Consider the following 25,115-nt stretch of genomic DNA (forward strand, 5'->3'; position numbering starts at 1 on the left):
GAAACGCCCGGTCCCATTCCGAACCCGGAAGCTAAGACCCACAGCGCCGATGGTACTGCACCCGGGAGGGTGTGGGAGAGTAGGTCACCGCCGGACATACATTACGAAGGGCCCTGACAAGGAATGTCAGGGCCCTTCGACTTTAACCTCAAGACCGATGCCGCCGCGAGGGCCAAACGCCCGCGGGTAGGATTGACCCTCATGAGCAGCATCTTCAGCCACGCCCCGGACCCCGCCCAAGACGCCGGCCGCCAGGCTTCGGATCCCTTGGAGCCAGTGGTGAACACCGTCCTGGTGCCGGGACCCGTGGCCCGTGCATTCGCTGGCTTCACCGACCACACGCACCTGTGGTGGCCCTTGGAGAAGCACGGCGTGTACGGGGCTGCTTCCTATGTTGAGTTCGAGGAGAACCTCATCCTGGAAACGGCTGACGATGGCCGGACCAGCATCTGGGGGACCCTGGACGACTGGCAGCCGCCGCTGTCGTTCCACGCCACCTGGCACCCCGGGACCACGGCGCTGTGGTCCACGGAACTACTGGTGGTGTTCCGGGCCGTCGATGCGGGAACGGAGGTCCGTGTCTTCCATGAAGGATGGGAAGGCGCCGAGGACCCTGCTGCCGTCCGTGAGGAATACGTGGACGCCTGGCCGCTGATCCTGGATAGGTTTGCACGGTTCATGGGTGCCGGCGAATCGGGAGACGGCGTAGCGCCCGGAAGCCCGTCCTAGGCTGACCGTCAGGTCACGTCCGGCGGTACCGCGGTGCTGTGCCGGATCACGAATTCCGTGGGGTATTCCTGGTCCTGGGCTGCCGTAGCTGCCGGGCCGCCGTCGGACGCCCCGCCGTCGGAATCCCTGCCGGCGCCTTCCAGCAGCGCCAGGGCCGTTGCTGCCGCAAGCCTTCCCTGGCCCCGGGGATCCTGGCTGACGGTGGTCAGGCCAAAGGTTGCCGCCAGCTCGTGCCCGTCAATCCCCACCACGGAAAGATCCTCCGGAACCCGAAGCCCAAAGTCGCGCGCAGCGAGCATGATGCCCACCGCCATTTCGTCGGACGCGGCAAAAACGGCCGTAGGACGCTCGGCGGACGCCCCCAGCAACCGGCGGCCTGCTGCGTAGGCGCCCTGGATGGTGAAGTCGGCAGTGGCATGCCAATCCTGCCGAAATTCCAGTCCTGCTCCCGCCAGGGCCGCGGTGAAGCCCTTCTGTCGAAGCTGCGGCAACCTGAAGTCCCGGTTCAGCCCCGCGTCGCCGGTGATATGCGCAATCCGGGTATGTCCCAGGCCAATCAGGTGGCGTGTGGCCATCATGGCCAGGCCTTCGTCATCGATCCGGATGGTTGATGCGCCGCGCAGGGCACCTCCGATGCCCACAATGGGTCGGTGCACGGCCAGCAGCTGACCGATCTCCTCCTCGCTGAGCACCAGTGCCACGGCGATCACTGCGTCCAGGCGCTTCCGGAGCAGGAAGTCGGTCAGGATGCTGTTTCGCCGCTCCGGCTGCTCGCCCACGTTGTAAAGCGTCAGGTCGTAGCCGGCATCGAGCAGGGTTTCGGAGACGCCTTCCAGCACGGACGAGAAGTACCAGCGCTGTACGTTGGGCACCACCAGGCCGATGTTGTGGTTCCGCCCGGACGCGAGGCTCGACGCATGGTAGGAGGGAACGAATCCGAGCTCCCGGGCAGCTTCCTGGGCCAGCCGGCGGCTCCTGGAGGAAACATTGGACTTGCCGCTCAACGCCCTTGAGACCGTGGCAACGGACAGACCCGCACGGCTGGCGACTTCTTTGATGCCTGCCATGGTCAGAACGCTGTTGCGGCGTCCGGTCCAAGCTGTATCCACGCGGTCTCGCCGGAGGCAAGGGCGTGGCCCGCGCCGGCGGGCAGGCTGCGGATCAGGACGTTGCCTTCGGGCATTTCCAGCGGCTCGTGGTTCAGGTTCATAAGCACCAGCGTAGTGCCGTTCACGTAGCCCAAGGAGGAACCGGTGCACCAGTCCTCGGCCCATGACAGGGACCCCCGGCCCAGGTCCAGTTCACGGCGGCAGGCCAGGGCGTCGCGGTACAGGGAGAGGTGCGACGCCGGTGATCCTGCCTGCAGGTCCCTTGCCAGTGCTTTGAAGGAGGCGGGGATGGGCAGCCAGGGATCGCTTCCCGAGCCAAATCCCAGGTGCGGGTCCTCACCGCGCCACGGCAGGGGGACCCGGCAGCCGTCGCGGCCAAGCCGCTGCCCGCCGGTTCGGGCGAACGTGGGGTCCTGGCGGAGGTGGTCCGGAATCTCGATTCCGTCAGGCAGCCCCAGTTCCTCGCCCTGGTAAAGGTAGGCGGCCCCGGGCAGCCCCAGCATGAACATCGAAGCAGCGGCCGCGCGGCGGCGGCCGAGGTCATGGTCCGGCTGGGGGTCTGCCAAACCGATGCCATCCCCGTCCCGCGGACCCAGCCCGTTGTAGCCAAACCGGCTGGCGTGGCGGACCACGTCATGGTTGGAAAGTACCCAGGTGCTGGGGGCGCCGACGCCGTCAAGGACGGTCAACGAGTCAGTGATGACCGAGCGGAGCCGGTAAACGTCCAGGCCTGCGTGGAGATAAGGGAAATTGAAGGCCTGGTGCATTTCATCCGGCCGGACCCAGTGGGCAAGCCGGTGGAGGTCCACGCTGGCCTCGGCACAGAGAATGCGGTCGGGTCCGTATTCGTCCAGGAGCAACCGCCACTTCCGGTAGATGTCATGGACGCCGGGTTGTCCGAACATGGGCGCCTCGTGGCCTGGATAGCCGTCGCTGCTGCCGCCATCCGCGCGTCCGCCCCAGGCCGGCAGCCCCGGAGCCTTGACCAGCGCGTGGGCTACGTCCACCCGGAAGCCGGAAACACCGCGGTCCAGCCAGAACCGGAGCACCCGCTCGAATTCTGCGTGGACGGCCGGGTTGTCCCAGTTGAAATCCGGCTGCGAAGAGTCGAAGAGATGCAGGTACCACTGGCCGGGCCGACCTTCCTGCCCTTCCACTTGGGTCCAGGCAGGTCCGCCGAAGTGGGACTGCCAGTTGTTAGGCGGTTCCTGCCCCTCGGAGCCGGTCCCGTCACGGAAGATGAACATGTCCCGCTCGGGGCTTCCGGCCGGCGCGGCAAGGGCCGCCAGGAACGCAGGATGCTGGGCCGAGCAGTGGTTGGGGACCAGGTCCACGATCACCCGCAGGCCCAGGCGGTGGGATTCGGCCATCATGACGTCGAAGTCGCCAAGCGTGCCGAAGATGGGATCCACGTCGCAGTAGTCGCTGACGTCGTAGCCGGCATCCCGCTGCGGGGACTTGAAGAAGGGGGAGAGCCATACGGCATCGACGCCCAGGTCCGCCAGATGCGGCAGTTCCTCGGTGATCCCCGCGAGATCGCCAATGCCGTCGCCGTTGAGGTCCCGGAAAGACCGTGGATACACCTGGTAGATCACTGCGGAGCGCCACCAGCCCGGAATGGCGTCAGCAGTATGGATGAGCGTCAGGGGACCGGCAGCGGCGGAAGTGTCCTGGGTCACAGTTTCGACAGACATGCATGCCAGCATAACGGCGGTGCGGCGATTTAATGAAAACGCTTCCATTAATGTTTCCGAGGCCTCGGTGTCAGGAGACCGGCGCAGGGGCAGGTAGAACTGGAAGCGATTACAGCGGGAAAGATCCCGGGTCCGCCGGCCGGGCACCTAGACTGTGTAGGTATGTCCGACGACGGATGGAGGCTTTGTGGGAAGCATCGTTGACGAGCTGGAAGCCATCCTGGCACCTGGCCAGGTGGACACAGGCGAGGTCCCGCTCCGCCGGTACGCCGTGGACCAGGCGCCCGTGATCGATTTCCAGCTTCCCCTGGCCGTGGTGTTCCCCGAATCGGTGGCCGACGTGCAGGCGGTGGTGAAAGCCTGCGCGGACAACGGCGTGGCGATCGTGCCCCGGGGAGCCGGTACGGGCGTATCAGGCGGAGCCCATGCCACCCCCAACTGCATCATCCTCTCCCTGGAGCGGATGGACCGGATCCTCGCCCTGAGCCCGGATGACGAAACAGCTGTGGTGGAGCCCGGCGTCGTGAACGCCGTGCTCAACGAAGCCGCCGCGGAGCATGGCCTCATGTACGCGCCGGACCCTGCCAGTTTCCGGAGCTCTACAATCGGCGGCAACGTGGCCACTAACGCCGGCGGCCTGCGGTGCGCCAAGTACGGCGTCACCAGGGACTCAGTGCTGGCGCTGGACGTCGTCCTGGCGGACGGCTCCCTCATCCATACCGGCCACCAGACCTTCAAGGGCGTGGCCGGCTACGACCTCACGGGCCTCTTCGTGGGGTCCGAAGGCACACTGGGCATCGTCGTCGGAATCACGGTGCGGCTGAAGTACCTGCCGCGGGAAGTGCACACCGTCGCCGCGTTCTACCCCGACTTCAGGCTTGCCGCCGCCGGCGTCCTGGCTGTGGGACGGGCCCGCGTCCAGCCCGCCATCATGGAACTGCTCGACGGCGGTACGCTGGCCCAGCTCGACGACATCCACGGGTCCGACCTCAGCGCGCGCGGCAAATCGCTCCTGCTGGTCCAGACCGACGGGTTTGGGGCCGCGGCCGAAGCGGAAGTGGTGCGGCAGGTCCTGCGCGACGGCGGGGCCACGGTCACCACCGAGGCCAGCGCCGAAGCCGAGCGGCTGGTGGAGCTGCGGCGGCACAGCCGCGGTACCGAGGTGGACGACGAGTACCGCGTGGGCGAGGACGTCGCTGTTCCCCGCTCCCGCCTGGTGGACTACGTTGCAGCCCTTGAGGCCATGGCCGCCGCCCAGCAGGTGCACCTCAAGGTGGTGGCACACGCCGGGGATGGCAACCTGCACCCCACATTCTGGATCGACCGGCAGGGCCCGGACGTGGAATCCGGCGCCATGGAGCGGCTCCAGGTAGCCCTGGACGAGTCCATCACGGCGGCCCTGGCCATGGGCGGGACCATCACGGGGGAGCACGGCGTAGGCCAGTACAAGCTGCGCTGGCTGGGACAGGAGCAACCGGAGCCCGTCCGGGAACTGCAGCGCAGGATCAAGGACCTGTTCGATCCTGCCGGAGTCCTCAACCCCGGAAAGGCCATCTAGGAGTCAGTCGTCCGAATCCGGGTATTCGTCATCGGATTCATCGGCTCCGTAGCGCGACTCCTCGTTTTCCACCTCAAGGATCTTCAGCAATTCGGTGTCCGGGTTGAGCATGATCGCTGCCTCGTCGCGCCGGTGCCGCAGGATCGAGTCGATGTAGGACTGCACGGCTTCTGCCAGCGGGATGTGGCGTTCCTGCTTCTCGGACATGTACCACCGGTGCTCCAAAACCTCATGGACCACCTCGGCGTGCTCGAGCTTGCCGGACAGGTCCCGCGGGATGGAGCGCACGATCGGCTCGAAGATCTGGCTGACCCAAAGGTGCGCACTGTATTCCTCGTCCATCTCCGGGTTGTTGTCCGCCCGGAACGAGTCCATGTCGTTGAGGAGGCGCCGGGCCTGGTTTTCCTGCGCATCCAGGCCGGTCAACCGGAGCAGCCGCCGCTGGTGGTGCCCCGCGTCCACCACCTTGGGCTGCAGCTGGATGGTGGAGCCGTTCTGGGTGGTCTTGATGGCATATTCCTCGACGTCGAAGCCGAGTTCGTTGAGGCGCCGGATGCGGGCGCCCACCCGCCAGCGCTCACCGAGCTCAAAGGATTCCTTCTCGGTCAGTTCAGCCCACAGCCGCCGGTAGCTGTCCATGATCAGCTCGCTGGTGGCCACGGGGTCCACCTTCTCCTCGATGAGGCCGCCGTCCAACAGGTCCATCAGTTCGCCGGCGATGTTGACCCGGGCGATTTCGAGGTCGTATTCGCGCTGGCCCGTGGACAGGTCCGGGTACAGTTCGCCCGTTTCGGCGTCCACCAGGTAGGCGGCAAAGGCCCCGGCGTCGCGGCGGAAGAGGGTATTGGACAGCGACACGTCACCCCAGTAGAAACCGATCAGGTGCAGCCTCACCAGCAGGAGGGCCTGCGCGTCGATGAGGCGCGTCAGGGTGTCCTTCCGCAGCATCTGGGAGAACAGTGCGCGGTACGGCATGGAGAACTTCAGGTGCCGCGTCACCAGCACCGGGTTGAGCGGACGCCCATCGGGGGTGGTCCGCCCGGTGATCACCGCAACCGGTTCCACGCAGGGCACATCGAAGCGGGCCAGCTTGCGGAGCATGTGGTACTCGTGGCGGGCCACGTGCTCGGAGGTTTCCTTGATGGCGATGACAGAGCCGCCCAGGTGGGCAAAGCGCACGATGTGCCGCGAGATGCCGCGGGGGAGGGCCGCCAGGTATTGCGCCGGCCACTCCTCCAGGGCGATGTGCCAGGGCAGGTCCAGCAGTTCCGGGTCGGCTGCCGCGGCGGTGATGTTGAGCGACGAGGCTACCGAGGCCGCCTTGTTGTCATCGGCGCTGGCCGCCACGAACCGCGGCAGTTTCCCGATCTGCGCGTAGTCGGTGGGTTCGTCGTGCCACTGGGCGCTGTATTCCTCGGTCATGGCTCAATTCTTCCGTACTTGGGGCAGGGCGGCTAAATTTCCCGCAGGCGTCGTTAAAGGCCGACGGCGGCCCGCCTGGAAGGAGGGCCGCCGTCGGTAATGCGGGTGGTTGGGTCCGGCGTTTCGGCCGGTCCCTACCAGCAATGGCGTTAGTCGCCGAGGCGCAGGCCGGTCTTGGTGTCGAACAGGTGCACGTGGCCCGACTGCGGACGGACGTAGATGACCTCGCCCTTCATCGGAGGACGGCGGCCGTCGACGCGGGCCACGATGTCGTGGTCCTTGCCGTCGAGGTTGGTGTGGCCGTAGACGTAGGCGTCGGCGCCGAGTTCCTCGACCACGTCCACCTCCACCTTCAGGCCTTCACCCTGCGGAGCGGTTTCCAGGTCTTCGGGACGGGTGCCCAGGGTGACCGTGGAGCCGTGTGCCTCTTCGAGGACGTCGCGCGGCACGGGGTAGACGGTGCCACCGAACTGGACACCGCCGTCGACCACGGGAAGCTCGAGCAGGTTCATGGCGGGGGAGCCGATGAAGCCGGCAACGAAGACGTTCTTCGGGCGGTCGTAGAGGTTGCGCGGGGTGTCCACCTGCTGCAGCAGGCCGTCCTTCAGCACCGCAACGCGGTCGCCCATGGTCATGGCCTCAACCTGGTCGTGCGTCACGTAAACCGTGGTGACGCCCAGGCGGCGGGTCAGGGAGGCGATTTGCGTACGGGTCTGCACGCGGAGCTTGGCGTCCAGGTTGGAAAGCGGCTCGTCCATGAGGAAGACCTGCGGGTTACGGACGATTGCGCGGCCCATCGCAACACGCTGGCGCTGGCCGCCGGAGAGCGCCTTCGGCTTGCGGTCCAGGTACTGCTCAAGGTCAAGCAGTTTGGCGGCTTCGCGGACGCGCTCGGCGCGCTCTTCCTTGGAAACGCCGGCGATCTTCAGGGCAAAGCCCATGTTGTCGGCCACAGTCATGTGCGGGTACAGCGCGTAGTTCTGGAAAACCATCGCAATGTCGCGGTCCTTCGGCGGAACGTCGGTGACATCACGGTCACCAATCAGGATCCGGCCGGCGTTGACGTCCTCGAGGCCCGCCAACATGCGCAGGGAGGTGGACTTACCGCAACCGGAGGGTCCCACGAGGACCAGGAATTCGCCATCGGCGATGTCGATGTTGAGCTTATCGACGGCGGGCTTATCTGTGCCCGGGTACAGGCGCGTAGCGTTGTCAAAAGTAACTGTAGCCACAGTTATCAGTCCCTTCACCGGCAGGTACGTGCCGGACGATCCGTTGTGAATGGTTCATGTTTATTCAGTTTTGTTCCTGCAAAGTGCTCCGAGCCTAAGCCCGGAGCACAGAATGACGCCGCACGCTGGTTGTGCGCCACATCACACACAAAGTATGCCAGAGGTTGCGCTTCCTGGCGAAAATGTTACAAACGTCACACCTGCCGTGGGCCGTCTCCTAGCCGGACGCGGCCCGGGGATCCTCCTCGGCAACGGCCCTGCTCCGCTCCTGGAGCAGGGCCTCCAGCAGCTCCGCTATGTGGACGGGAGCCTCCACCCGGTATTGGGCCTGGGTGAAATCAAGGCCTACCTTGACCCCCACGTCTCCCGGTTCAAGCCGGCCGAAGGCGTCCTCGTCCGTGACGTCGTCACCGGCGAACAGCACTGCGGTGGCGCCCGTGGCCTGCCGCAGGAAGCTGACCCCTTCGCCTTTGGAGGCATTGACCACCGAGGTCTCCAGGACACGCTTGCCTTCCTTCAGGAAGACCCCCTTGCGGTCCTGGAGCACCGACCGGGCCGCCGCTACGGCGTCCTCGGCGACGTCGTCCGAAGCCTGCCGGGTATGCAGGACGACGCCGGCCGGTTTGTCCTCCAGGGAGGTGCCCGGCGCCTCGGCGACGATGCTGGCCACTTCGGCCCGGATCTCCTCCAGGAGTGCCTTCTGGTCCTCTTCCAGGGCCAGCTCCGTGGAGCCCGGTCCCAGCCATGCTTCAGCGCCGTGGCTGCCGATCAACAGGGTGTCGACCGGCGGTGAGGCAACCTCCCGCAGGCTGGCGAGGGCGCGCCCGGAGATGAGGGCCGTCGTCGTCCGTGGAAGGGCGGCGAGTCCCGCAAACGCGGCGGCCGCCCGGGGAAGCGGCCGTGCGTCCTGCGCCCGGCCAACGATGGGTGCCATGGTGCCATCGAAGTCCATGGCCACGAGCAGGTGCTCCGTGCCGGCAATCCGGCGCAGGGCTTCCCGGAGTTCGGGGGTGAGCGCCAATGGCGCCTTGCCAAGGCGCTCAGGAGTCATCGCGGACCACTTTCTCGTTCAGGGCCCGCAGGAAGTCCGCGGACCAGTGGTCCACGTCGTGGTCCAGGATCTGCTTGCGCATGGCCCGCATGCGCCGCGAGGCTTCCCTCGGGGTGAGCTCCACGGCCGTCATGATGGTGTTCTTGAGGCCGGCGATATCGTGCGGATTGATCAGCAGCGCCTGCTTCAACTGGTCGGCTGCCCCGGCGAACTCGCTCAGGACCAGTGCGCCGTCGTTGTTGTTGCGGGCGGTGACATATTCCTTTGCCACAAGGTTCATGCCGTCGCGCAGCGCGGTGACCAGCATGACGTCCGCGGCCAGGTACAGCGCCACCATCTCCTCCACGGGGTAGCTGTGGTGCAGGTAGCGGACGGCGGTGTGCTCCAGGGTGTCGTAGGTGCCGTTGATGTGGCCGACGGTGCCTTCCACCTCCTCGCGCAGGAGCCGGTACTGCTCCACGCGCTCCCGGCTGGGGGAGGCAACCTGGATGAGGGTTGCATCGCCCACCGTGAGCCGGCCGTCCGCCAGGAGCTCCTCGAAGGCCTTCAGCCGGTGCCGGATGCCCTTGGTGTAGTCCAGCCGGTCCACGCCGAGCAGGATGGTCTTAGGGTTGCCAAGGTCCTGCCGGATCTGCCGGGCGCGTTCGATGATGTCCGGCCGGGCAGCGAGCTCGGTGATCTGCTTGACGTCGATGGAGATGGGAAAGGCCTGGGCCCGGGCAATGTGGGTCAGGTCGCCGTTGTGGTCCTTGACATGCACCTGCTGCTGCTTGACGCTGGCGCCGAGGAAGCGGCGCGCGGAGCGCATGAAGTTTCCGGCGTCGCTGGGCCGCTGGAAGCCCACCAGGTCCGCGCCCAGCAGCCCGTCGATGATGGCCTGGCGCCACGGAAGCTGGGCGAAGATCTCTGGTGGCGGGAACGGGATGTGGTTGAAGAAGCCGATCCGAAGGTCCGGCCGTGCTTCCCGGAGCATCCGGGGCACCAGCTGCAGCTGGTAGTCCTGCACCCACACGGTGGCACCCTGGTCCGCGTGGCGCACCACGGCGTCGGCGAACCTGCGGTTGACCCTGCGGTAGGCGTCCCACCACGTCCGGTGGAATTCCGGCGGGGCAATGACGTCGTGGTACAGCGGCCACAGGGTGGCGTTGGAGAAGCCTTCGTAGTAAAGCTCAACGTCATCTGTGCTGAGCTGGACCGGGACAAGGTCCATGCCGCCGTGGCTGAAAGGCTTGACGGTCTCGTCAGGGGCGCCGTGCCAGCCGACCCAGGCGCCGTCCGTCTTGGTCATCATCGGCGCCAGTGCCGTCACCAGGCCGCCGGGCGACCGGCGCCAGCCGGAGCCGTCCTCGCTGTCATCGCCTTGTGCCACCCGGTCAACCGGCAGCCTGTTGGAGACCACCATGAAGTCGTATTTGGTGTGGCCGGCGTGGCCGGAACCGGAACTGCCGGCCGTAGCTGTTCCGGCTGGTTTTTCCTGGACGGGTGTTTGCATTGCGGCCCCCTGGGGTTGCTTGTGCCTCTAAGCCACCCTAGCCGGACGGAATCATCGGGGCTATTCGTCCGTTGGTCAACCCGGAAGAATGGTTGAAACCGCAAGCTCTCAGCTTTCTCCCCTAAAATGTTTGGGGTGCCACCAAGTGGTCCCCCTACGTCGACCGACCCAAGGAACTCATGAGCCCCGCAAACGAAGTACGTAAGTCCAAGGCTGAGCGAACCGCGGAGGCGCGGGAAAAGGCGCGCCTGATCCGCGAAGCGCAGGTAAAGAAGGACAAGCGCAACAAGCTCCTCATTGGCTGGGGCATCGTGGCGGCGGTCGTGGCCATCCTGGTGGTGGTGGCCCTGGTGGTCACCAACAGCCTCAAGCAAAACGCGCCCGTAGCCGACCAGGGCCCGGTCCCCGCCAACGCCAACGCCCACGGTGGCGTGACCCTGCTGGCCAACTCGGACCTGGCCAAGACTGAACCGGCCACCGTCGACGCGGCATCCGTGGGGGATGCGCCCAAGACCCCGCCGGCGGAGGTAGTGGCGCCGGGCGCCGAAGCCGAGGCCGGCAAGCCGGTGAAGGTTGTCCTTTACATCGACTTCATCTGCCCGGTCTGCAAGAACTTCGAGGCCCAGTACAACGATCAGCTCACCTCGCTGCGCAATGACGGCAAGATCACCGTGGAATACCGCGCACTTGGGTTCCTGGACAGCCGGTCCACCACCAACTACTCGTCCCGGGCCGCCAACGCTGCCGCCTGCGTGGCCAACGAGTCCCCGGAGAAGTACTCCGACTTCTTCAACGCACTGTTTGCCAAGCAGCCCGCGGAGGGCAGCGCAGGCCTGTCGGACAACGACCTGAAGAAGATGGCTTCCGACATGGGCGTGAACATCGACTCCTGCGTGGATGACAAGACGTACCGCCCGTTCGTGAAGTTCACTACCAAGGAAGCGGCGGCCATCGGCGTGACCGGTACGCCCACCGTGTTCGTGGACGGAAAGCAGTGGGGCAAGGGGGACAGCGCCCAGACGCCGTTCCCGGACTTCCTGCAGGCAGCCATCGCGGCCAAGGGCTAACGGGAAACAGATTGGGCAAGGGCCCGCTCCGGATCGTCTCCGGGGCGGGCCCCTGCCGCATCCGGCGGCGTTCCGCGCGTTTTTACGCCCGGCGGGAGTTGGGCTAACCTTATCTAGCGCCTGCGGGTGCACGCCCTTCCGGGGTACGCCTCCTTAGCTCAGTTGGCCAGAGCACCGCTCTTGTAAAGCGGGGGTCGTCGGTTCGAATCCGACAGGGGGCTCCAAGAAATCCGCGCCGCTACTGGTTCCTAGCCCCGTAGCGACGTGGTTTTGCTTTCCCGAGAGCTCGGCATCCCCTCCAAAACCCCTCCTGTAGCTGGAATGTCGGCCCGTGCTGGTTGAATGAATTCATGGTCTTTGTTCCCTTCGATGCCACAGATGACGAGATATCTGCCCTCACTGTTGTTAGAGAAGCCATACCTCCAGAAATGGAGGCGTCGCTGAGACGCTGGATAATGGACCGCCTTCGCAGCCAATCAATGGTCGTGCTCGCTTACGATGTTGCAGATCTTCGGCTGGTTCACGAAGTGCAAGCTGCCCTACGAATCAATTTGGGCGCCCCCGCAGATGGATACCTGCAGCTCGACCGCGCCGTCGGCGCCATTTACGCAAAAGGCGTCCAGGTCATCATGCGCGTAACAGACTTCCTGCTGAGCCGTATCGATCCCAGCCAGGAGCCAGAGACAATTGCCTCTCTTACACGACTACTGGACTGGTCCCATTGCAAGTACAAAGTTGACATGTCAGGCCCGACGGCAAGGTTGGCGGCCCGACTGCCGGAGGGCATAGAAGAGGTGGCACAGACGGCCATTGGTAGTTCGCAAGAAGCCGGGCCCCTGCTGTTCAAGGCCTGGCAATATGCCTTCGGGCTTACACCACAACCGGCAGAGGCTATGGACTTCGCGGTTAAGGCCGTTGAGCTCGTCGTAACACCCATTGTTTGTCCCAACCACCCGAGTCCATCACTGGGGAACGCGGTCGCCTATATCCGCGATCAAGGCAACTGGGCGCATAACCTTCGTGTGGACGGCGATAAGGCTCCGCCAAACACAACAATCCATCACTTGCTGCAAACGCTCTGGGCTGGGCAACACTACCGGCACGTGGATCAAAACGCGGTTCCACCCACTTTAGGACAAGCACAGGCACATGTTCAGCTGGCTGCCCTCCTTGTTGGATGGTTTTCGTCAGGAGCGGTCAAACGTGGGGAGGCCGATGCATAAGGTGTTTTGAAGCCTCGGAGCTGGTGCTTGGAGTTTCCCGGTATACGCCCTTGGATTATCGGCAGCTTCGGTCCCACGGAAGCGGCTTAACCCCTACTGGCACGATGCATATAGGATCCAAGCAGCAATTAGCATCAATGTGAGTAACCGGGGGCCTGAATGTTTGTAGCACGGACGCGATGAATCCTTTTCCTAACTTTGTCGCAGGCGCCGATGGGTACGAGGTTCTGCCGAGGGGACGATACTCGTGCTCCATGCAAGACCTTCGAGAACACTTTGCCATCGGTCGTCCGGATGAAGCAGTAAGACTCAGCCATATCGCCGATCTAGGTGACTATCTTTCGACTCTTAGTTCCATCGGTCTCGCAGTTGATTCGGTGTGGGTGGATGGGAGCTTCGTGTCCACGAAGTTCAACCCAGGAGATATTGATTGTTCCCCGGTGGTTTTGGGAGCAGCATCGAATCCTCTTCCCGAGGAATTGCCCCACCTGGATACAAAGTGGATAGTGCCCAAGGACAGATGGAAGTACGAGGCAGTTCCCGGCTTAGGACGCAGTGTCAGACTTGACGTATATGGTTTCGTCATGCTCCCCGACAGTCATCCGGCAGCTCCATCAAGTAAAGCGATGCGGGGGCATTACGACGAATTCTGGCAACGGTGCCGAGGATCGGGTCCGATGACAGCGAAAGGCTATCTGGAGGTGCTTCTTGATGGAACGGCCTAAGGAACTAGCTGCTTTACTTCGGGCCATAGAGGATGACATATCCGTTATGCCAAAACCGACCGACTGGATGACTTCTGCAAATGCGGCGAGCTTCCAAGCATTGCGTGGTGAAGTCCGGAACGCCTGGATGGGATCGCGGAAGGGAATCCGGGCGAAGTTTTTTGCTGGCGACGTGGTCGGTCACGCGGGGCCCGCTTACGCGATACTTCGGGCGGGCATGGCGCTCAACGAGGCAGTCATAAGCGTTTCCAATCGCATGCTCGAGATACCGTTCCGCCGTATTGATGATTCCGTCAGGGACAGGTTGGGTATGTGGCTGGTCCCTTTGGCTCCGGGTTCGATCGTCCTGGATCTAGTGTGCCCTCCCGCGCTTTCCCAAGAAGAGGACGAAGCTATTGATGGCCGACCAGGGCAGACGTCGTTCGTGGAACTGGCGGACGCTGGTTTGCTGGGGCCACGAGCGATTGACGAGGTCTTCGATGTATTGCATGCACTCGTTCGCGCGGAGTGGGGAAATACTCAACAGCTCGAAGGGGAACTTAGGCGTGTAGGCGTGCAGGCAACTCGGCAGTTGGACAAGTTCGCTGCCAGATGCGTAGAGATGGGATCTTCCGTTCAGTTGGACGACCGCCTCGGCGGGGACAGAAGAGCGGTGTTGACGACGGAGGACTCCAAGTTGCTGCGGCGAACTGTTCGTTCCCTCGAGCTCGACACTGAGGAAGTTGTCTACCGGGGAACCTGGCTGACCGCTAGCTTCAAGCGTCATGTATTTGATCTCGTCACCACCTCGGGAGATTCAATTTTTGGCTCAGTCCCGCGAGAGATGGCAGCGATATCGAAGGAAGCTCTTCAGAAATTCGTAGAAATCACCGTGAAGGAAACTGCCCGCGAGGGTTTCGAAGAGACCTCGGTAAAACGCGTCTTATCAAATCTGGTGATCCTGGATGATGATCAGCCGGAAATCACTTCTTAGCTATTGCTGTAGTTGCCGTTCATGAGCCAGATAAGGGATCTATATGTCGAAGTTTTGGTGGGTAAATCAGGGAAGAAGCTACGCCCGTGAACTAGACCTAGGCATAGCATGGGCTCCGATGCTTACCGACAAGGGCCGTAAGCAGCACCATTGGGAGCGAATGGACCTCGCCCAGCCAGGCGACATAGTCGTGCATTATGCTGAAGGCCAAATTCGGGCAATAAGCCGGGTCTTGGTCGGCTCCCACAATGCGTCTAATCCACATGCCGGAGGCGATTGGGGACAGTCGGGCAGAGAACTCAAGCTCGCATACGAGGTGCTCGACGTTGCGCTCACGCTCGATAGCCTGCCCAAGGAGCTTCGGCAAAACCATTCGGGATACGGTTCGCCCTTCGATAAGTACGGCTCGGTCAATCTAGGGTACTTTTTCGATCTCCCGGACGAGGTCGGTATCTGGATCATGGACGAAGTTGGGCTCGTGGCGGGCCCAAATGATGCCCTCGTCGACGTGCCGCCGAGCGGTGAAGAGCAGCACTACGAAACCGTCATTGTGGTTGGTCCTGATGGCGAAATCACTGTCAAAACGCGCGCAGAGCACCACCAGCTGAAGAAACTGTTGTTCAAGGGCAAGATGCAATCTGAATGTGCCTTATGCGGACGAACGTTTCCGCTGAGCCTTTTGGTCACCGCGCATATCAAGAAGCGATCGAAATGCTCTAAATCAGAGCGCGTCGATCAACATGTGGTTATGGCTGCGTGCGCCCTCGGCTGTGACGCTCTCTACGAGAAGGGTTTCATCAGCGTCAATGCTGAAGGCAGGCTCGTTGGTGGCCCGAAGGGTGCCACGGCGCCGGCGCTACTTGAGCAGATCGAAAAGTTGGCGGGCAAGGACGTCATGATTTTTGGGCCACAGAATGAGAAGTATTTTGCCTGGCACAGGACGTCACATGCATGAATATGTCCGCCACTCTTGGGCGGCAATCCTATGAGAGCAGCTTGTCTTCCGTAGAATGCGGCGAAACTCCGATATCTTGAGAGACTAATACAGCAGTTGTTGGACTGGTCTCCAGACCGGAAGGGTGAAGTTGACAGTAGTAGCGCGACGATCCAAGAGCTCGGTCGGACCCATCATTTGGCATGGGGGAGTTGAGGACCTCAAGCGGCTGCTCGAGCGCCTTGCAACAATGCAAATTGAAGCTCAGGAAAAGCTAGTTGGCGAGCAAACGCTTAGTAACGCGGCTAAAGTCCAAGAGTTTGAAGAGCGCATGGATCGCGCCGTGTCATACTTCGAGGCTGAGCTTTCTCCCCATGGGAAGGAATACCTGACAACCTTGCTAAAGGACAAATCTGGCAGGGACTTCTCGAAGATTTCAGACCAGATGGCGCTCGAAGCCATGGAACCCAAAATGGAAGTTCTGTATAAAGAGCTCAACACCAAGGATGCAGGAGCCCCTGGCGACGTCATGTCGAGGTTGCACCCCAAACAGGTCCAGCAAGTCAACATCGAATTTGGTCGCTGGCACGACGAACGCGGTGTCGGTGTTCATGTCGCTCTTGACGGCTCAGGCGCCAAGGCAACGTTGGCAGGGGAAGAAATGTTCGTGAATGGAGCCGTAAGCCAGCTCACCGAGCTCTTTCGTCAGCAGCGTCCAAGGGCAAGGTGGATGCGGAGTCCCTGGTTCCTCGTTCCTTTCGGAATTGTGGCGTCAATAGGGCTAACGTCCATCCTTGTTCAGCTGATTCATCCGGGAAACTCATCCAGCGCATCTTGGTGGACTCCAATAGCTGCTCCTCTTTTCTTCTGGGGTCTTTGGGAAGGAATGCGGTGGCTGGTGCCAGCTTTTGAGTTAATTCCACCGGGTAAAAAGTCAAGGTCGCAATGGGCGTTCGCAGCCGTTGGAGCAGTGGCTCTATCTGTTGTAGCAAGCTTTGTTTACGGTGCCATGACCGGTTCTTCGTAGTGCGGACTACTCTGCCGGCGACCACTGAATTTGGGATCAAGTCCTTCTACGCTTAGCTAATGGACCAGAAAACTGCGTGGGAAGCCCTCCGTACAGCCACTCCGGTCGATGCTCGGGAAGCTGCCGAGATCTGCTCTACAGGGCTCTACGCCTGGTGGGACCCTGCGGGATGCCTGTCCAGGTTCTGGCCGGTGAATCTTCCCATCGTGGACTTCAAAGAACCTCTCTACGTCGGAGATGCGCCGTCCGGGATTGCTACCCGGATTCTAGAGATGCATCTCAAAACAACGAGATATTCAGGTCTTCGCCGTTCGCTCGCGGCCCTACTGCTGCACGAGCTGGATTTACTACCCGGAATCACCAGCGTGGGAAAGGGCAAGGTGATCATCGAGGAGGCTCGCGAACAGCGACTTACTGATTGGATGGTCCAAAACCTTCGACTCACATGGGTAGTGACGACCGATTCAACCGCTCTTGAAAAGCTAATAATTGCCGACCAGTGCCCGCCGCTGAACTACAAACATGCGACAAACAGCAGGTACCGAAAGGCCATGAAGGCAGCCCGCGCAGAGCTATGCCGCGCCGCTGCCCGTGGCCCGAGCGATCCTTTGCCGTAGTTCGGAGTAGTCCTTCTTGTACAGATGGGCGTAGACGCCGTCCGTAACCGTGATCGAGCCATGCCCCATCAGCCGGGACAGCTCGAACATGGATACGCCGTAGCCAGCCATTAGCGACGCGAATGTGTGCCGTAGCTCGTGGAACTTCAGCGTGGGCATCCCCAGAGCCCTTGCTGCCGGCTTGAAGGAGTATCGGTAGAACCCTTTCGGGTCGTAGGCACGGTCGTAGGTGGCAACGGGATGGCCTTTGATCTTCCCGGGCCACAGCCCGGCGTCCGGGTCAGTCCGCTTCCGGTGCTGCGCCAGGTAGGCGGTCAGTTCGTCAATGAGCGAATCGCTTAGCAGCGGAACGGTACGCCGGGACCTGGCAGATTTTGGCGTCGTGTATATCCAGCCCTCCTGGACCCAGCTCATGGTCCGCTCGACCCTAACCTCCTTGTGGAGCAGATCGATATCGCGGATGCGCAGCGCGCCCAGTTCGCCCGACCGCAGGCCAGTCCACACGGCGAACCGGACGATCAGCCCATAGGGTTCGAAGGAGTCCAGTTGCTCCGCGAGGGCGGTGACTTGTCCGAGGGTGAGGAAGTTGGGGTTGTTCTGGGGGAGGCGCGGCTTCTTTAGGGCGGTCATCGGGCTAAACGAGATGAGCCGATGCTGCACGGCATAGGTAAAGATCTTCTGGACACGGAGGAACGACCCTCGAACGCTGCCTTCCGAGCGCTTCTTGCCGCCCGGCGTAGGCGTGGCGCGGAGGTCGGCAACCCACTTTTCTATGTCCTGGCTAGTGATCGTAGAGATGCGGCGAGACCCGAAGGCGGGGTATGCGTGGACTCGATAAGTCATCTCATAGCCCTCTAGCGTCTTCTGCTTCAGGCGCGGCCTGTCGGCTGCGAGGCACTGCTCAGCTACTTCACGAAAGGTCTTGGAATTCTTCACCAGCGGGGCAGTGCTATTCCCCTCGTGCAGTTCGTTTTCCACCTTCAGGGCGAACCGTTCGGCTTCCCGCTTGGAGCGGAAGGTACGCTGCCTGTGCTTTCCCCCTTCCCGCCAGCGCACCTCGTACGCGCTACCGCCGTTGGCGCGGCTAAGAGTCTTGATGTGTGCCATTTACTTGCTTCCTTCGGTGGTCTGCTTTTCCTTACAGGCGAGATAGGCCCGGCGCACGGTGCTTTCCTGCCACGTTGTGAGGCCGGTAGGGGAGACGTAACCGTCCTCCGATAGCCCTCTGGCCACGGCAGCGAATGACTCCCCGGCTTCCCGGCGCTCGCATATGCGATTCAAGAGCTCGGCCGGGATCGCGGTGCGCCTACCGTTGTGCTTCCCGTCCCGCTTCCGGGCCGCCAACGCTTCCTTGGTCCGTTGCGAGATCATCCGGCGTTCGAACTGGGCGAAGGTAGCCAGCATGTTGGCCATTGCTTCTCCGGCGGGGGTGGCTAGGTCAATCGCCACGTCCAGCATCACGAGATTCCACCCTTGGGCCTGGGCCGTCTCTATGATGTCCGCAGCGTTCTTGGTTGAGCGGGCCAGCCGGTCCATCTTCGTCACCACTAGCGCGTCCGCCCGGCCAGCACGCAGGAGGTCGAGCGCTCGCCGCAACTCCGGGTTGATGTGCTTTCCGGACTTGCCGAGGTCCATGAGGATTTCTAAGTCCCAGCCGCGACGAGCGCATTCGTTGGTGATATCGCTAATTTGGGCGGCGACGCCCAACCCCGACTCTTCTTGCTCCTCTGTGCTTACGCGCACATAGCCCAGCGCGCGAGGGCGGATAGTTGCTGCTCCCATTAGCTTTCCTTTCCGGGGCGGAACCGTCCGTTTACGCTTTCCGCCTTGAAGGGGAATCGAACGCCAGTCGGAGGCAAATCGCTACAGGACCGCGAAATTTGGTTCTAACGAGAGAATTTCTCCCAGGGCAACCGTTCCTAGCTCTCCGGCGGTTTCTCCGGCCTAGGGCTTGATAGCGGGCCAGCGGGCATGATTCCCGTGAGCTGATCCCATATTGGGTGGGTGCGTGAGGCCGCTTCGCTTAGGGCTAGAGCGCTCGCGGTTAGGAGCAGCTCACACGCGGCGTCGCTGGTGCCACGCACAACGGCATGCACAAACTTGCTGGCAAAGTCGTGTTTCTGCGACACAGCAGCCCAGCGGACTCCTCGCACAACTTCCTCACGGCTGGCAGCGTCGGGCGCGGGGGTCTCAGTGGCATCCAGCGCGTCCACAAGGAGCCCCCAAGCCTTGGTGCTGTCAGCGAGGACAAACACCGCCGCGATAGCCGCTTCCGCTGCCTGCCGCTCCGTTTCGGTTAACCGGGTGAACCGATTCACGGTGCGGCTCTTCTGCGTTTGCACACCTCAAGTTTTGGCTCAGGCCTGGCGAGCTCGTCTAGGGCGCGCGCTTCGTGAGCGGGTATCTCACCCAAATCCATGAGGAACGCGCCCGTCTCTACCAGCTCGTCGAATCGGCTCACGGTCAGGTCCACGGACTGTTTGCCGGCGAACCCGGCACGGTTCAAAAGGTCCTGGGCAATCTGCGTCCTAACCTTGATGTCGTTCTTAGGGTCTTCCATGAACTGAACAAGCAACGCTGCGGCGTCGTCGGCGGCTTCGGCGATGCGCTGGGCTGCCTTCTTCTTGACCTGGGGAGCGCCCCCGCCGTGCATCCGGCAGACGAAGCCGCCTCGGATCGCCCAGTTCTTGCATTCTGCGCCGGACTTACGACGGGCAGTGCATCGGGTCTGTAGTTGTAAGGGATCGTGCGAAGTCATGCTCTTCCTTCCTCGTGTTGGAGTCCATCAACTTCAATGCCTCGATGCGGGAGCTGTGAGTGCGTACCTTTTCCGAAGGGTTCGTACTCACACATGGAAAACCTCCGCTGGGTTCTGAGGAGAGTAGCGAACCTCCCTAAAGGTCGGTTCGCACTCACTCCCCAATTTGAACCGGGGGCTGGGTACGCACTGGGTACGCACTGGTTCTCACTCATGTTTCGAGCCGTTCAAGTTCAAGGTGCGCGGGGCCACCGGACCCCGGCTATAGAGCGTTGAATTGCGCGGGCCGGGCTGCTCAGACAGCCACCCCTCGCTGACAGCCAACCGGATAGCCGCGCGCTTGAGGTCAGCCTTGGCGCCTGGGAGTTCAGCTTGGAGCGCGGTCGCGGACAGCGCCTTGTTTTCGTCCAGTGCCCATATGGCATCCGCCGCCGCCAGCCCCATTGCCCGCTTCTTGTCCCCTGAGCGCGACGCGCCATCGACGGCAACCAGCGAACGGCTCGCAGGCACGTAATCCAGGCCGACGTTTACCTCCACATCCCGCCCCACCGACGGCGTCCGCAGGTAGCGCCGTTCCTGCTTCTGCCCAACGTAGATAAGAGGCAGGTCCGCCCAGCCTTCTAGCCGGGAAGCGCCCCGCGCATGAAGGTTCTCGTCGTCGTCGGTGCGGCCTGTGTGGTGCACCAGCATGACAGAGTCCACCCCGGCAGCAACCTTGATTTCGTCTATGGCGTTTAGCCAGGCACCCACCTCCGCGTTGGAGTTTTCGTCGCCGGTGTACAGGGCGCTCATCGGGTCGATGATCCAAAAGGCCACGTTGTTTTCCTTGAGCCAGCCAACGGTCCAATCCCTTACTGCGGGAGAAGTGAAGGGCATGCGTTGGCCGCGCATGTGCAACGGGACCACCGACGCGGGATTGTTTATGCCCAGGTCCCGTACCCAGTTCATCGCCTGGGACTCCGACAGCTCCGCGTTCCACCAGGCGATCCTGCGTCCATCGGTCAACGGGTGGGGCTGGTACCTGTCGAACAGCGGGACGCCGTCGGCCAGCGAACGCAGAAAGTTCAGCGCGAGGGTCGTCTTCCCGGCTTTGGCCTGGGCGATGACGAGAACGTTCCACGCAACCTGGACAAGGCCCGGCCAGTGCCACTGGGGCGGTTCGGGTTCACGGGCTAACTGCTCCGCAAGGGTGCCAGCGGTAACCGGAGGACGCCAGCCCTCCGCTGCCACCAGCAGCCGCGCTTCCTGTTGGATGCGCAGAGTTTCGGCGGCGGTCTCCACCCGAGCCACCCGGAGGTCTTCGGGGCACTCGTCTGCGGCTTCAGCAGTCCGTTCCATTTCCTGCAGAAGCTTTTCTGCCGTCCCGCCATACCGCATGAAGTAGTCAGAGATGTCTTCGCGGCTGTCCGGTTGGAGGCCGAGCCGAGTCAGGTCCAGGACAAAGGGGACAGCTCCCGAGGCTAGTAGACGTTCACGCAGCTTTTCTGCACCAGCCGCCCCGGCCGAGTCGCAATCGTAAGCGATGAACACTCGCCGATTCTTCAGGGACGACAAATCCGGGGGTGGAGTCTTCGCCCCGCCTGTTCCAGTAATGGCTACGAAGAGACCCTTGGCCTCCTGATTGGCCAGGAGCGCGTCGATCTCACCTTCGCAGAACAGGACGGGGACGGTGGCTGGCCGCTCCTGCAGTACTTGCAGTGGGTAAAGCAGGGCAGGGGAGCCTTGTCCTTTCCAAGAGATCATCTTGCTCTCGGGCGCATGAGGCTTGTAGCGACGGACGTTGTAGAGCTTGCCCCGAACTCGGACAGGGAAAGTAATACGTCCGGTTGCTGGCCCTGTCATGAACCCGAGCTTGTACCGTTCGATGGTCTCTAACGTCAGGCCGCGCTCACCGGTTAGAAAGTCCCACGCTGCCTCTTCCGGAGACCCTGAGACGGTTGCTCTAGCGAAGAAGCGGTCATGCCACTGTAAGTAGTGGTCTTCCTGTTCCTCCATGCGAGGTGGAAGGAGCGGCTTTGACCGCTCACCCGGCACCGCCCGCAACCGGACGCGAAGGCCGGAGGACTCTCCTCTCGCAATTGATTCATCAACGCCCAGGTCCACCAAGGCAGCGACGACGGAGGCGTATTCACAGCCAGCATGGCAATCCATTACGACTGTTCGCTTGTGCCCGGTGGTGAGGGACAGGCTGGGCGCGTTGTCAGCATGAGCCGGGCAGCGCGCCTCCCACTGGTTCTCGCCCGTACGAGTTACGCGGTCGAGCTTCTCAAGAACCATGCACATTGCGTCTGACGGGTCAGAGCACTCGGTCAATGCGAGACTCATTGGGATTCCAGTTCTGCCAGTCGATCCGAGAACCGCATGGAGCGAAAGCTGTAGGGGGCAGCCTTAGTTGGTTCCGCGTCGATCCAAACGGTGACACCTGTCGTTTCTCCGACACGATCCGCCAGACATAGAAGGTCAAAACCTCTATAGGGGTAGCGTGGCATCGGTCCGGCGAAGAACATGGGCCAGAGCTCCGCTGCTATATGCCGGCCAGACCGCCCGCATAACTCGCCCCGGATTTCATGTGCTCGTAGGCGCATAGCCACCCAACCGGCGACCGTGCCCCCGACATTCTTTGGGGGTTCTACCGAGAGATCTACCCGAACGGCGACGGTAGCCAGCTCTGTCCGCGAAAGGCGGCGTACGGGCCATTTACGAGCGAGAGGGTCCCCGGTGCCGTCAGCTTCGGTCCACCTGACGTAGTCGGCGGGGAGTAGCGCATACTGGGTATGCGGAGTTAGCATTTCATTGACCATGGTTTCCAGGACCTTCCTTGGTTAGTCGTCGAAGCCCCGTCGTTCCGAAAAGGCACGGCGGGGCTTCCTCATTGGGCTATCGACCGAATCGCGCCAGGAACGGACGCCGAAGGGTCGGGAAGTCGGACTGGAGCCGACTGAGCGCGGCCACTGGGTCCAACAGGTCCGTGAGCATGTGTTCAATCCGGTCGTGCTTCTCGAGCACCCGACGCGCCAAACGCTGGCATTCCGCTTCCAACGCGAAGAACTCCGCTTGTAGTTGGTGCTGGGAACCCGGGGTCTTGCCCATAGCTCTGGCCAGCCGCTCGAACTCGCTGACCTGCTCGCTTAGCTGGTTCATCTCCGGTTGCAATTGCGCTAAGAATAGATTGACCGTGTCAGCCTGCCGTACCGAGTGGGCCTCCACCATCTGGGTCAGCTCCGCGACAGTTTCCCGAACAGCCTTCTTGCCGTCCACCGTAAGGCTGGCGACGCTGATAGCTTGGTCCTCGGTAAGCGCCTCTATCGCTTCTGCGACGGTGTAGTTACTGGCTTGCATCACTTTCCTCCCTTCGAACCGCGCTCGCGGTGCTGAGTCCGGAGCTCGTCGACAACGTTGGTTGTTGTCTGGCGTTCTAGCGCTTTCTCTGCCATAACGGACTCGGTGCGGTTTAGGCTCTCCATGGCCCGCGAGACTGCACCCAATGGATCAAGGGAGGACAATCGATTAGCTGCCTGTCGCGCGCTAGACGAAGGGGACAGAGTTGCGTTGCCGATGTTGTAAACCTTCGGTTCGTGGCTCATTTGTTCACGCCTTTTCTGGATGTGTGCGTAGTTTGTACGTCGGTGAGGTGGGGGAAGCCTGTCTTCTGCAAGTAGCCGATTACGGCTCGCCGAACGATGGATCGTTGTGATTCGCCGGTAGTGTCAGCGAGGTGTTGGAGGGCCTTGGAAACTTCGGGCGGAAGCTGCGCTTTGGTCCATTTCCAACCGGCAGTAACGACAGTCCCGGGAGGATTGAGTGGCCTCGGAGAGTAGCGGTTGGTGCGGCTTCGAGGGAGGCTTGAACTCATGACTGCTCACACACCGAACTGGGAAACAGACAAGAACCACCCGGCACCGAGGTACGCGACGAAGGACGCACCGTGGACCCCGCCGCGTCGCCAGGAAGACCGGGACGCGTCGTCCGAGTACACCGGGGAGAAGCTGCGGGACTAGCCATCCGAGCGCACCGCCCGAACAGTGTTGGCGTCGATGTAATCGTTCAAATCGGTTAGTCGGAATCTCACGTACTGCCCCAACCGTAGGTACGTGATCTGGTTCTTGCGCACTGCGTCGCGGACCTGGCGCTCGGTCATGCCGAGATATTCCGCAGCTGTTGCCGGGGTGTATATAGGGGGATTCGCGTTGCGGGGTAGTTGTGCCATCGGTAGCTCCAGGAATCATGGGGAGCTGCATCCGGGCATAAAAAATCCCGTGCGGCTCCCGACGGAAATGTCGGTGCTACACGGGAAAAGCAGTCTTCGTAATCCGAGTCGTCTGGCTGATAAACGGTCAGTCCATGTTGCTCACGGCATCCAACGTTAGGGCACTGCGCCCTAATCGATCCCTTCGCCCTGCTGGGCCCATCTCTAGTGTTGTCATCCGTTGATATCGGACGAGTTGAAGGCTACCCTGCCAGGGTCCGCTTGCGCTACTCGCAGGAGACCCCTCTGGTTCGGGAAAGTCGGAGGCCGAGGTTACGGTGGGGCTATGGCACTCTTCTCGGAACGCAAACGGCTCAAAGCACTAGCGGTAGCGGAGGCTTCCGGACAGTCTTTTTGGACCGAGGACATTGCCGTTGAAGCAAGGACGAAGATTGCCCACCTCTTCAGCGCATGCAGTGGGCTGGCTGATGATTACAATTTCGACCTGCATCACATAGTCACGAGGCGGGTCTCCGTGGACCTCGGGATCAATTTGAGGACGCTCGACTTCAACTCTCTTTCTCAGACGGAGGAGGTAGATCTTTTTCTTACCTTTGTGGAAGCTGCTCACCTGACTCTCGAAGACTCTAGGCGGTCTGATTTAGCCCCACAGTTCGCGGAGGCGGTCAATAGGATCTTCAACTCCCATCGGGTGGCGTACAAGCTGATACCGGAGGGGTCACAGATCATCGAGCTGGATTCGCTGGAACTCCACAACGCCGTGGTTGATCCGGTCATAAAGCTTTTGTATGGGGAGCCGAAACTTGATCGAGCTCAGGCGGCTTACATGGCGGCGTTGAAGCAGATTTCGCACCATGAGGCCGCTAACGCGATCACCGACGCCGGAACTGCCCTGCAGGAGACGTTCAAGGCGCTGGGCGTCCCAGGAAAGGTACTAGGCGATCAGATCAAAGCAGTCCGGGCGAGCGGACTATTGGCTGGACGAGATGCTCCGATGCTTGAGTCCGTGGTCAAAGCTCTGGAATGGGTAGCGTCCGAGCGGAACCAAAATGGCGACGGACACAACGTTACTGACGCTACCTTGGATGACGCGTGGCTGATCGTGCATGTAGTCGGTGCGTTGATCGTGCGGCTAGCGGGCACTCCTCGCTCGTAAGCCCTCCGAATCCCCTCCGACGCTGCCACGCGGAGGGGTTCGAAGGACTACGAAGGGGTACGAACTGGTACTTCCTGAGCGGTCACATGCCCACCAAATTCGGGTGAATGCGTCCTAGCGGGTAGAGGTGCGTACGGTTAG

General features: G+C 62.2%; 23 protein-coding genes, 1 tRNA gene and 1 rRNA gene. 13 read left to right on the forward strand and 12 right to left on the reverse strand.

Translation table 11 applies throughout. The annotated features are described in order from the left end of the window. Together rrf and ACFVTD_RS20610 are read left to right on the forward strand one after the other, a co-directional pair. A 5S ribosomal RNA gene (rrf, locus tag ACFVTD_RS20605) occupies nt 1–96 on the forward strand; the annotation flags it as partial. 105 nt (nt 97–201) lie between these two features. Continuing rightward, nucleotides 202–729 (forward strand): hypothetical protein, encoded by a 528-nt coding sequence (locus ACFVTD_RS20610; RefSeq protein ID WP_387566907.1) that lies wholly within the window; start codon nt 202–204, stop codon nt 727–729. An 8-nt stretch (nt 730–737) separates the two neighbouring features. Here the strand turns inward: ACFVTD_RS20610 and ACFVTD_RS20615 are convergent, their stop codons facing one another. Continuing rightward, a complete protein-coding gene (locus tag ACFVTD_RS20615; RefSeq protein WP_387566910.1) occupies nt 738–1,796 on the reverse strand; it encodes a LacI family DNA-binding transcriptional regulator in 1,059 nt (352 codons plus the stop codon). Nucleotides 1,797–1,798: 2 nt separating this feature from the next. Continuing rightward, nucleotides 1,799–3,544 (reverse strand): glycoside hydrolase family 13 protein, encoded by a 1,746-nt coding sequence (locus tag ACFVTD_RS20620; RefSeq protein ID WP_387567017.1) that lies wholly within the window; start codon nt 3,542–3,544, stop codon nt 1,799–1,801. A 175-nt stretch (nt 3,545–3,719) separates the two neighbouring features. Here ACFVTD_RS20620 and ACFVTD_RS20625 point away from each other — a divergent pair, with 175 nt between their 5' ends. After that, nucleotides 3,720–5,090 carry an FAD-binding oxidoreductase gene (locus ACFVTD_RS20625; protein WP_387566913.1) on the forward strand — a complete coding sequence of 457 codons (1,371 nt, stop codon included), beginning with the start codon at nt 3,720–3,722 and terminating at the stop codon, nt 5,088–5,090. 3 nt (nt 5,091–5,093) lie between these two features. Here the strand turns inward: ACFVTD_RS20625 and ACFVTD_RS20630 are convergent, their stop codons facing one another. The 4 genes from ACFVTD_RS20630 to otsA all read right to left on the reverse strand — a co-directional run bounded on the left by ACFVTD_RS20630 (nt 5,094) and on the right by otsA (nt 10,287). After that, nucleotides 5,094–6,512, reverse strand: coding sequence for a DUF4032 domain-containing protein (locus tag ACFVTD_RS20630; protein WP_141158077.1), 1,419 nt, complete (start codon nt 6,510–6,512; stop codon nt 5,094–5,096). A gap of 149 nt (nt 6,513–6,661) precedes the next feature. Then, complete coding sequence (locus tag ACFVTD_RS20635; RefSeq protein ID WP_387566917.1) at nt 6,662–7,744, reverse strand: ABC transporter ATP-binding protein; 1,083 nt, start codon at nt 7,742–7,744, stop codon at nt 6,662–6,664. 217 nt (nt 7,745–7,961) lie between these two features. Continuing rightward, the gene (gene otsB, locus ACFVTD_RS20640; protein WP_387566920.1) at nt 7,962–8,795 is read right to left on the reverse strand and encodes a trehalose-phosphatase; all 834 of its coding nucleotides are present in this window, start codon (nt 8,793–8,795) and stop codon (nt 7,962–7,964) included. Further along, nucleotides 8,785–10,287 carry an alpha,alpha-trehalose-phosphate synthase (UDP-forming) gene (otsA, locus tag ACFVTD_RS20645; protein WP_387566923.1) on the reverse strand — a complete coding sequence of 501 codons (1,503 nt, stop codon included), beginning with the start codon at nt 10,285–10,287 and terminating at the stop codon, nt 8,785–8,787. Before otsA ends, otsB begins: the two co-directional genes overlap by 11 nt. A gap of 179 nt (nt 10,288–10,466) precedes the next feature. On the opposite strand from otsA, the gene ACFVTD_RS20650 reads away from it, so the two are divergent. The 8 genes from ACFVTD_RS20650 (at nt 10,467) to ACFVTD_RS20685 (ending at nt 16,853) form a co-directional block, all read left to right on the forward strand. Continuing rightward, complete coding sequence (locus tag ACFVTD_RS20650) at nt 10,467–11,354, forward strand: DsbA family protein (RefSeq protein ID WP_387566926.1); 888 nt, start codon at nt 10,467–10,469, stop codon at nt 11,352–11,354. A gap of 147 nt (nt 11,355–11,501) precedes the next feature. Then, nucleotides 11,502–11,578, forward strand: a tRNA-Thr gene (locus ACFVTD_RS20655). Nucleotides 11,579–11,692: 114 nt separating this feature from the next. Further along, entirely contained in the window at nt 11,693–12,577 is an 885-nt protein-coding gene (locus ACFVTD_RS20660; RefSeq protein WP_387566928.1) for a hypothetical protein, read from the forward strand. A gap of 179 nt (nt 12,578–12,756) precedes the next feature. Then, on the forward strand, nt 12,757–13,302 hold the full coding sequence (locus tag ACFVTD_RS20665; protein WP_387566931.1) for a DUF6932 family protein: 546 nt from the start codon (nt 12,757–12,759) through the stop codon (nt 13,300–13,302). Nucleotides 13,303–13,348: 46 nt separating this feature from the next. After that, nucleotides 13,349–14,275, forward strand: coding sequence for a hypothetical protein (locus ACFVTD_RS20670; protein WP_387566934.1), 927 nt, complete (start codon nt 13,349–13,351; stop codon nt 14,273–14,275). 118 nt (nt 14,276–14,393) lie between these two features. Then, a complete protein-coding gene (locus ACFVTD_RS20675) occupies nt 14,394–15,230 on the forward strand; it encodes a hypothetical protein (RefSeq protein ID WP_387566937.1) in 837 nt (278 codons plus the stop codon). A 229-nt stretch (nt 15,231–15,459) separates the two neighbouring features. Beyond that, nucleotides 15,460–16,236: a hypothetical protein gene (locus ACFVTD_RS20680; protein ID WP_387566940.1), complete on the forward strand. Its 777-nt coding sequence runs from the start codon at nt 15,460–15,462 to the stop codon at nt 16,234–16,236. 59 nt (nt 16,237–16,295) lie between these two features. Continuing rightward, nucleotides 16,296–16,853, forward strand: coding sequence for a GIY-YIG nuclease family protein (locus ACFVTD_RS20685; RefSeq protein ID WP_387566942.1), 558 nt, complete (start codon nt 16,296–16,298; stop codon nt 16,851–16,853). On the opposite strand, the gene ACFVTD_RS20690 is transcribed toward ACFVTD_RS20685, so the two are convergent. The 5 genes from ACFVTD_RS20690 to ACFVTD_RS20710 form a co-directional block, all read right to left on the reverse strand. Next, nucleotides 16,809–17,960, reverse strand: a complete 1,152-nt coding sequence (locus ACFVTD_RS20690) for a tyrosine-type recombinase/integrase (RefSeq protein WP_387566945.1) — start codon at nt 17,958–17,960, stop codon at nt 16,809–16,811. The two genes, ACFVTD_RS20685 and ACFVTD_RS20690, sit on opposite strands and share 45 nt — an antisense overlap. Then, nucleotides 17,961–18,635 (reverse strand): recombinase family protein, encoded by a 675-nt coding sequence (locus tag ACFVTD_RS20695; protein ID WP_387566948.1) that lies wholly within the window; start codon nt 18,633–18,635, stop codon nt 17,961–17,963. A 532-nt stretch (nt 18,636–19,167) separates the two neighbouring features. Beyond that, nucleotides 19,168–19,611 carry a hypothetical protein gene (locus ACFVTD_RS20700; protein WP_387566951.1) on the reverse strand — a complete coding sequence of 148 codons (444 nt, stop codon included), beginning with the start codon at nt 19,609–19,611 and terminating at the stop codon, nt 19,168–19,170. Between the two features lie 207 nt (nt 19,612–19,818). Next, the gene (locus tag ACFVTD_RS20705) at nt 19,819–21,888 is read right to left on the reverse strand and encodes an AAA family ATPase (protein WP_387566954.1); all 2,070 of its coding nucleotides are present in this window, start codon (nt 21,886–21,888) and stop codon (nt 19,819–19,821) included. 600 nt (nt 21,889–22,488) lie between these two features. Continuing rightward, entirely contained in the window at nt 22,489–22,950 is a 462-nt protein-coding gene (locus ACFVTD_RS20710) for a hypothetical protein (RefSeq protein WP_387566957.1), read from the reverse strand. A gap of 512 nt (nt 22,951–23,462) precedes the next feature. Here ACFVTD_RS20710 and ACFVTD_RS20715 point away from each other — a divergent pair. Beyond that, on the forward strand, nt 23,463–23,609 hold the full coding sequence (locus ACFVTD_RS20715) for a hypothetical protein (RefSeq protein ID WP_387566959.1): 147 nt from the start codon (nt 23,463–23,465) through the stop codon (nt 23,607–23,609). Here ACFVTD_RS20715 and ACFVTD_RS20720 read toward each other — a convergent pair. Continuing rightward, the gene (locus ACFVTD_RS20720; protein ID WP_387566962.1) at nt 23,606–23,818 is read right to left on the reverse strand and encodes a helix-turn-helix domain-containing protein; all 213 of its coding nucleotides are present in this window, start codon (nt 23,816–23,818) and stop codon (nt 23,606–23,608) included. The two genes, ACFVTD_RS20715 and ACFVTD_RS20720, sit on opposite strands and share 4 nt — an antisense overlap. 325 nt (nt 23,819–24,143) lie before the next feature. On the opposite strand from ACFVTD_RS20720, the gene ACFVTD_RS20725 reads away from it, so the two are divergent. Then, on the forward strand, nt 24,144–24,974 hold the full coding sequence (locus tag ACFVTD_RS20725) for a hypothetical protein (RefSeq protein ID WP_387566965.1): 831 nt from the start codon (nt 24,144–24,146) through the stop codon (nt 24,972–24,974). Nucleotides 24,975–25,115 lie beyond the last annotated feature (141 nt).

It is taken from the genome of Pseudarthrobacter sp. NPDC058119 (assembly GCF_042884655.1).
Taxonomy (GTDB): Bacteria; Actinomycetota; Actinomycetes; order Actinomycetales; family Micrococcaceae; genus Arthrobacter.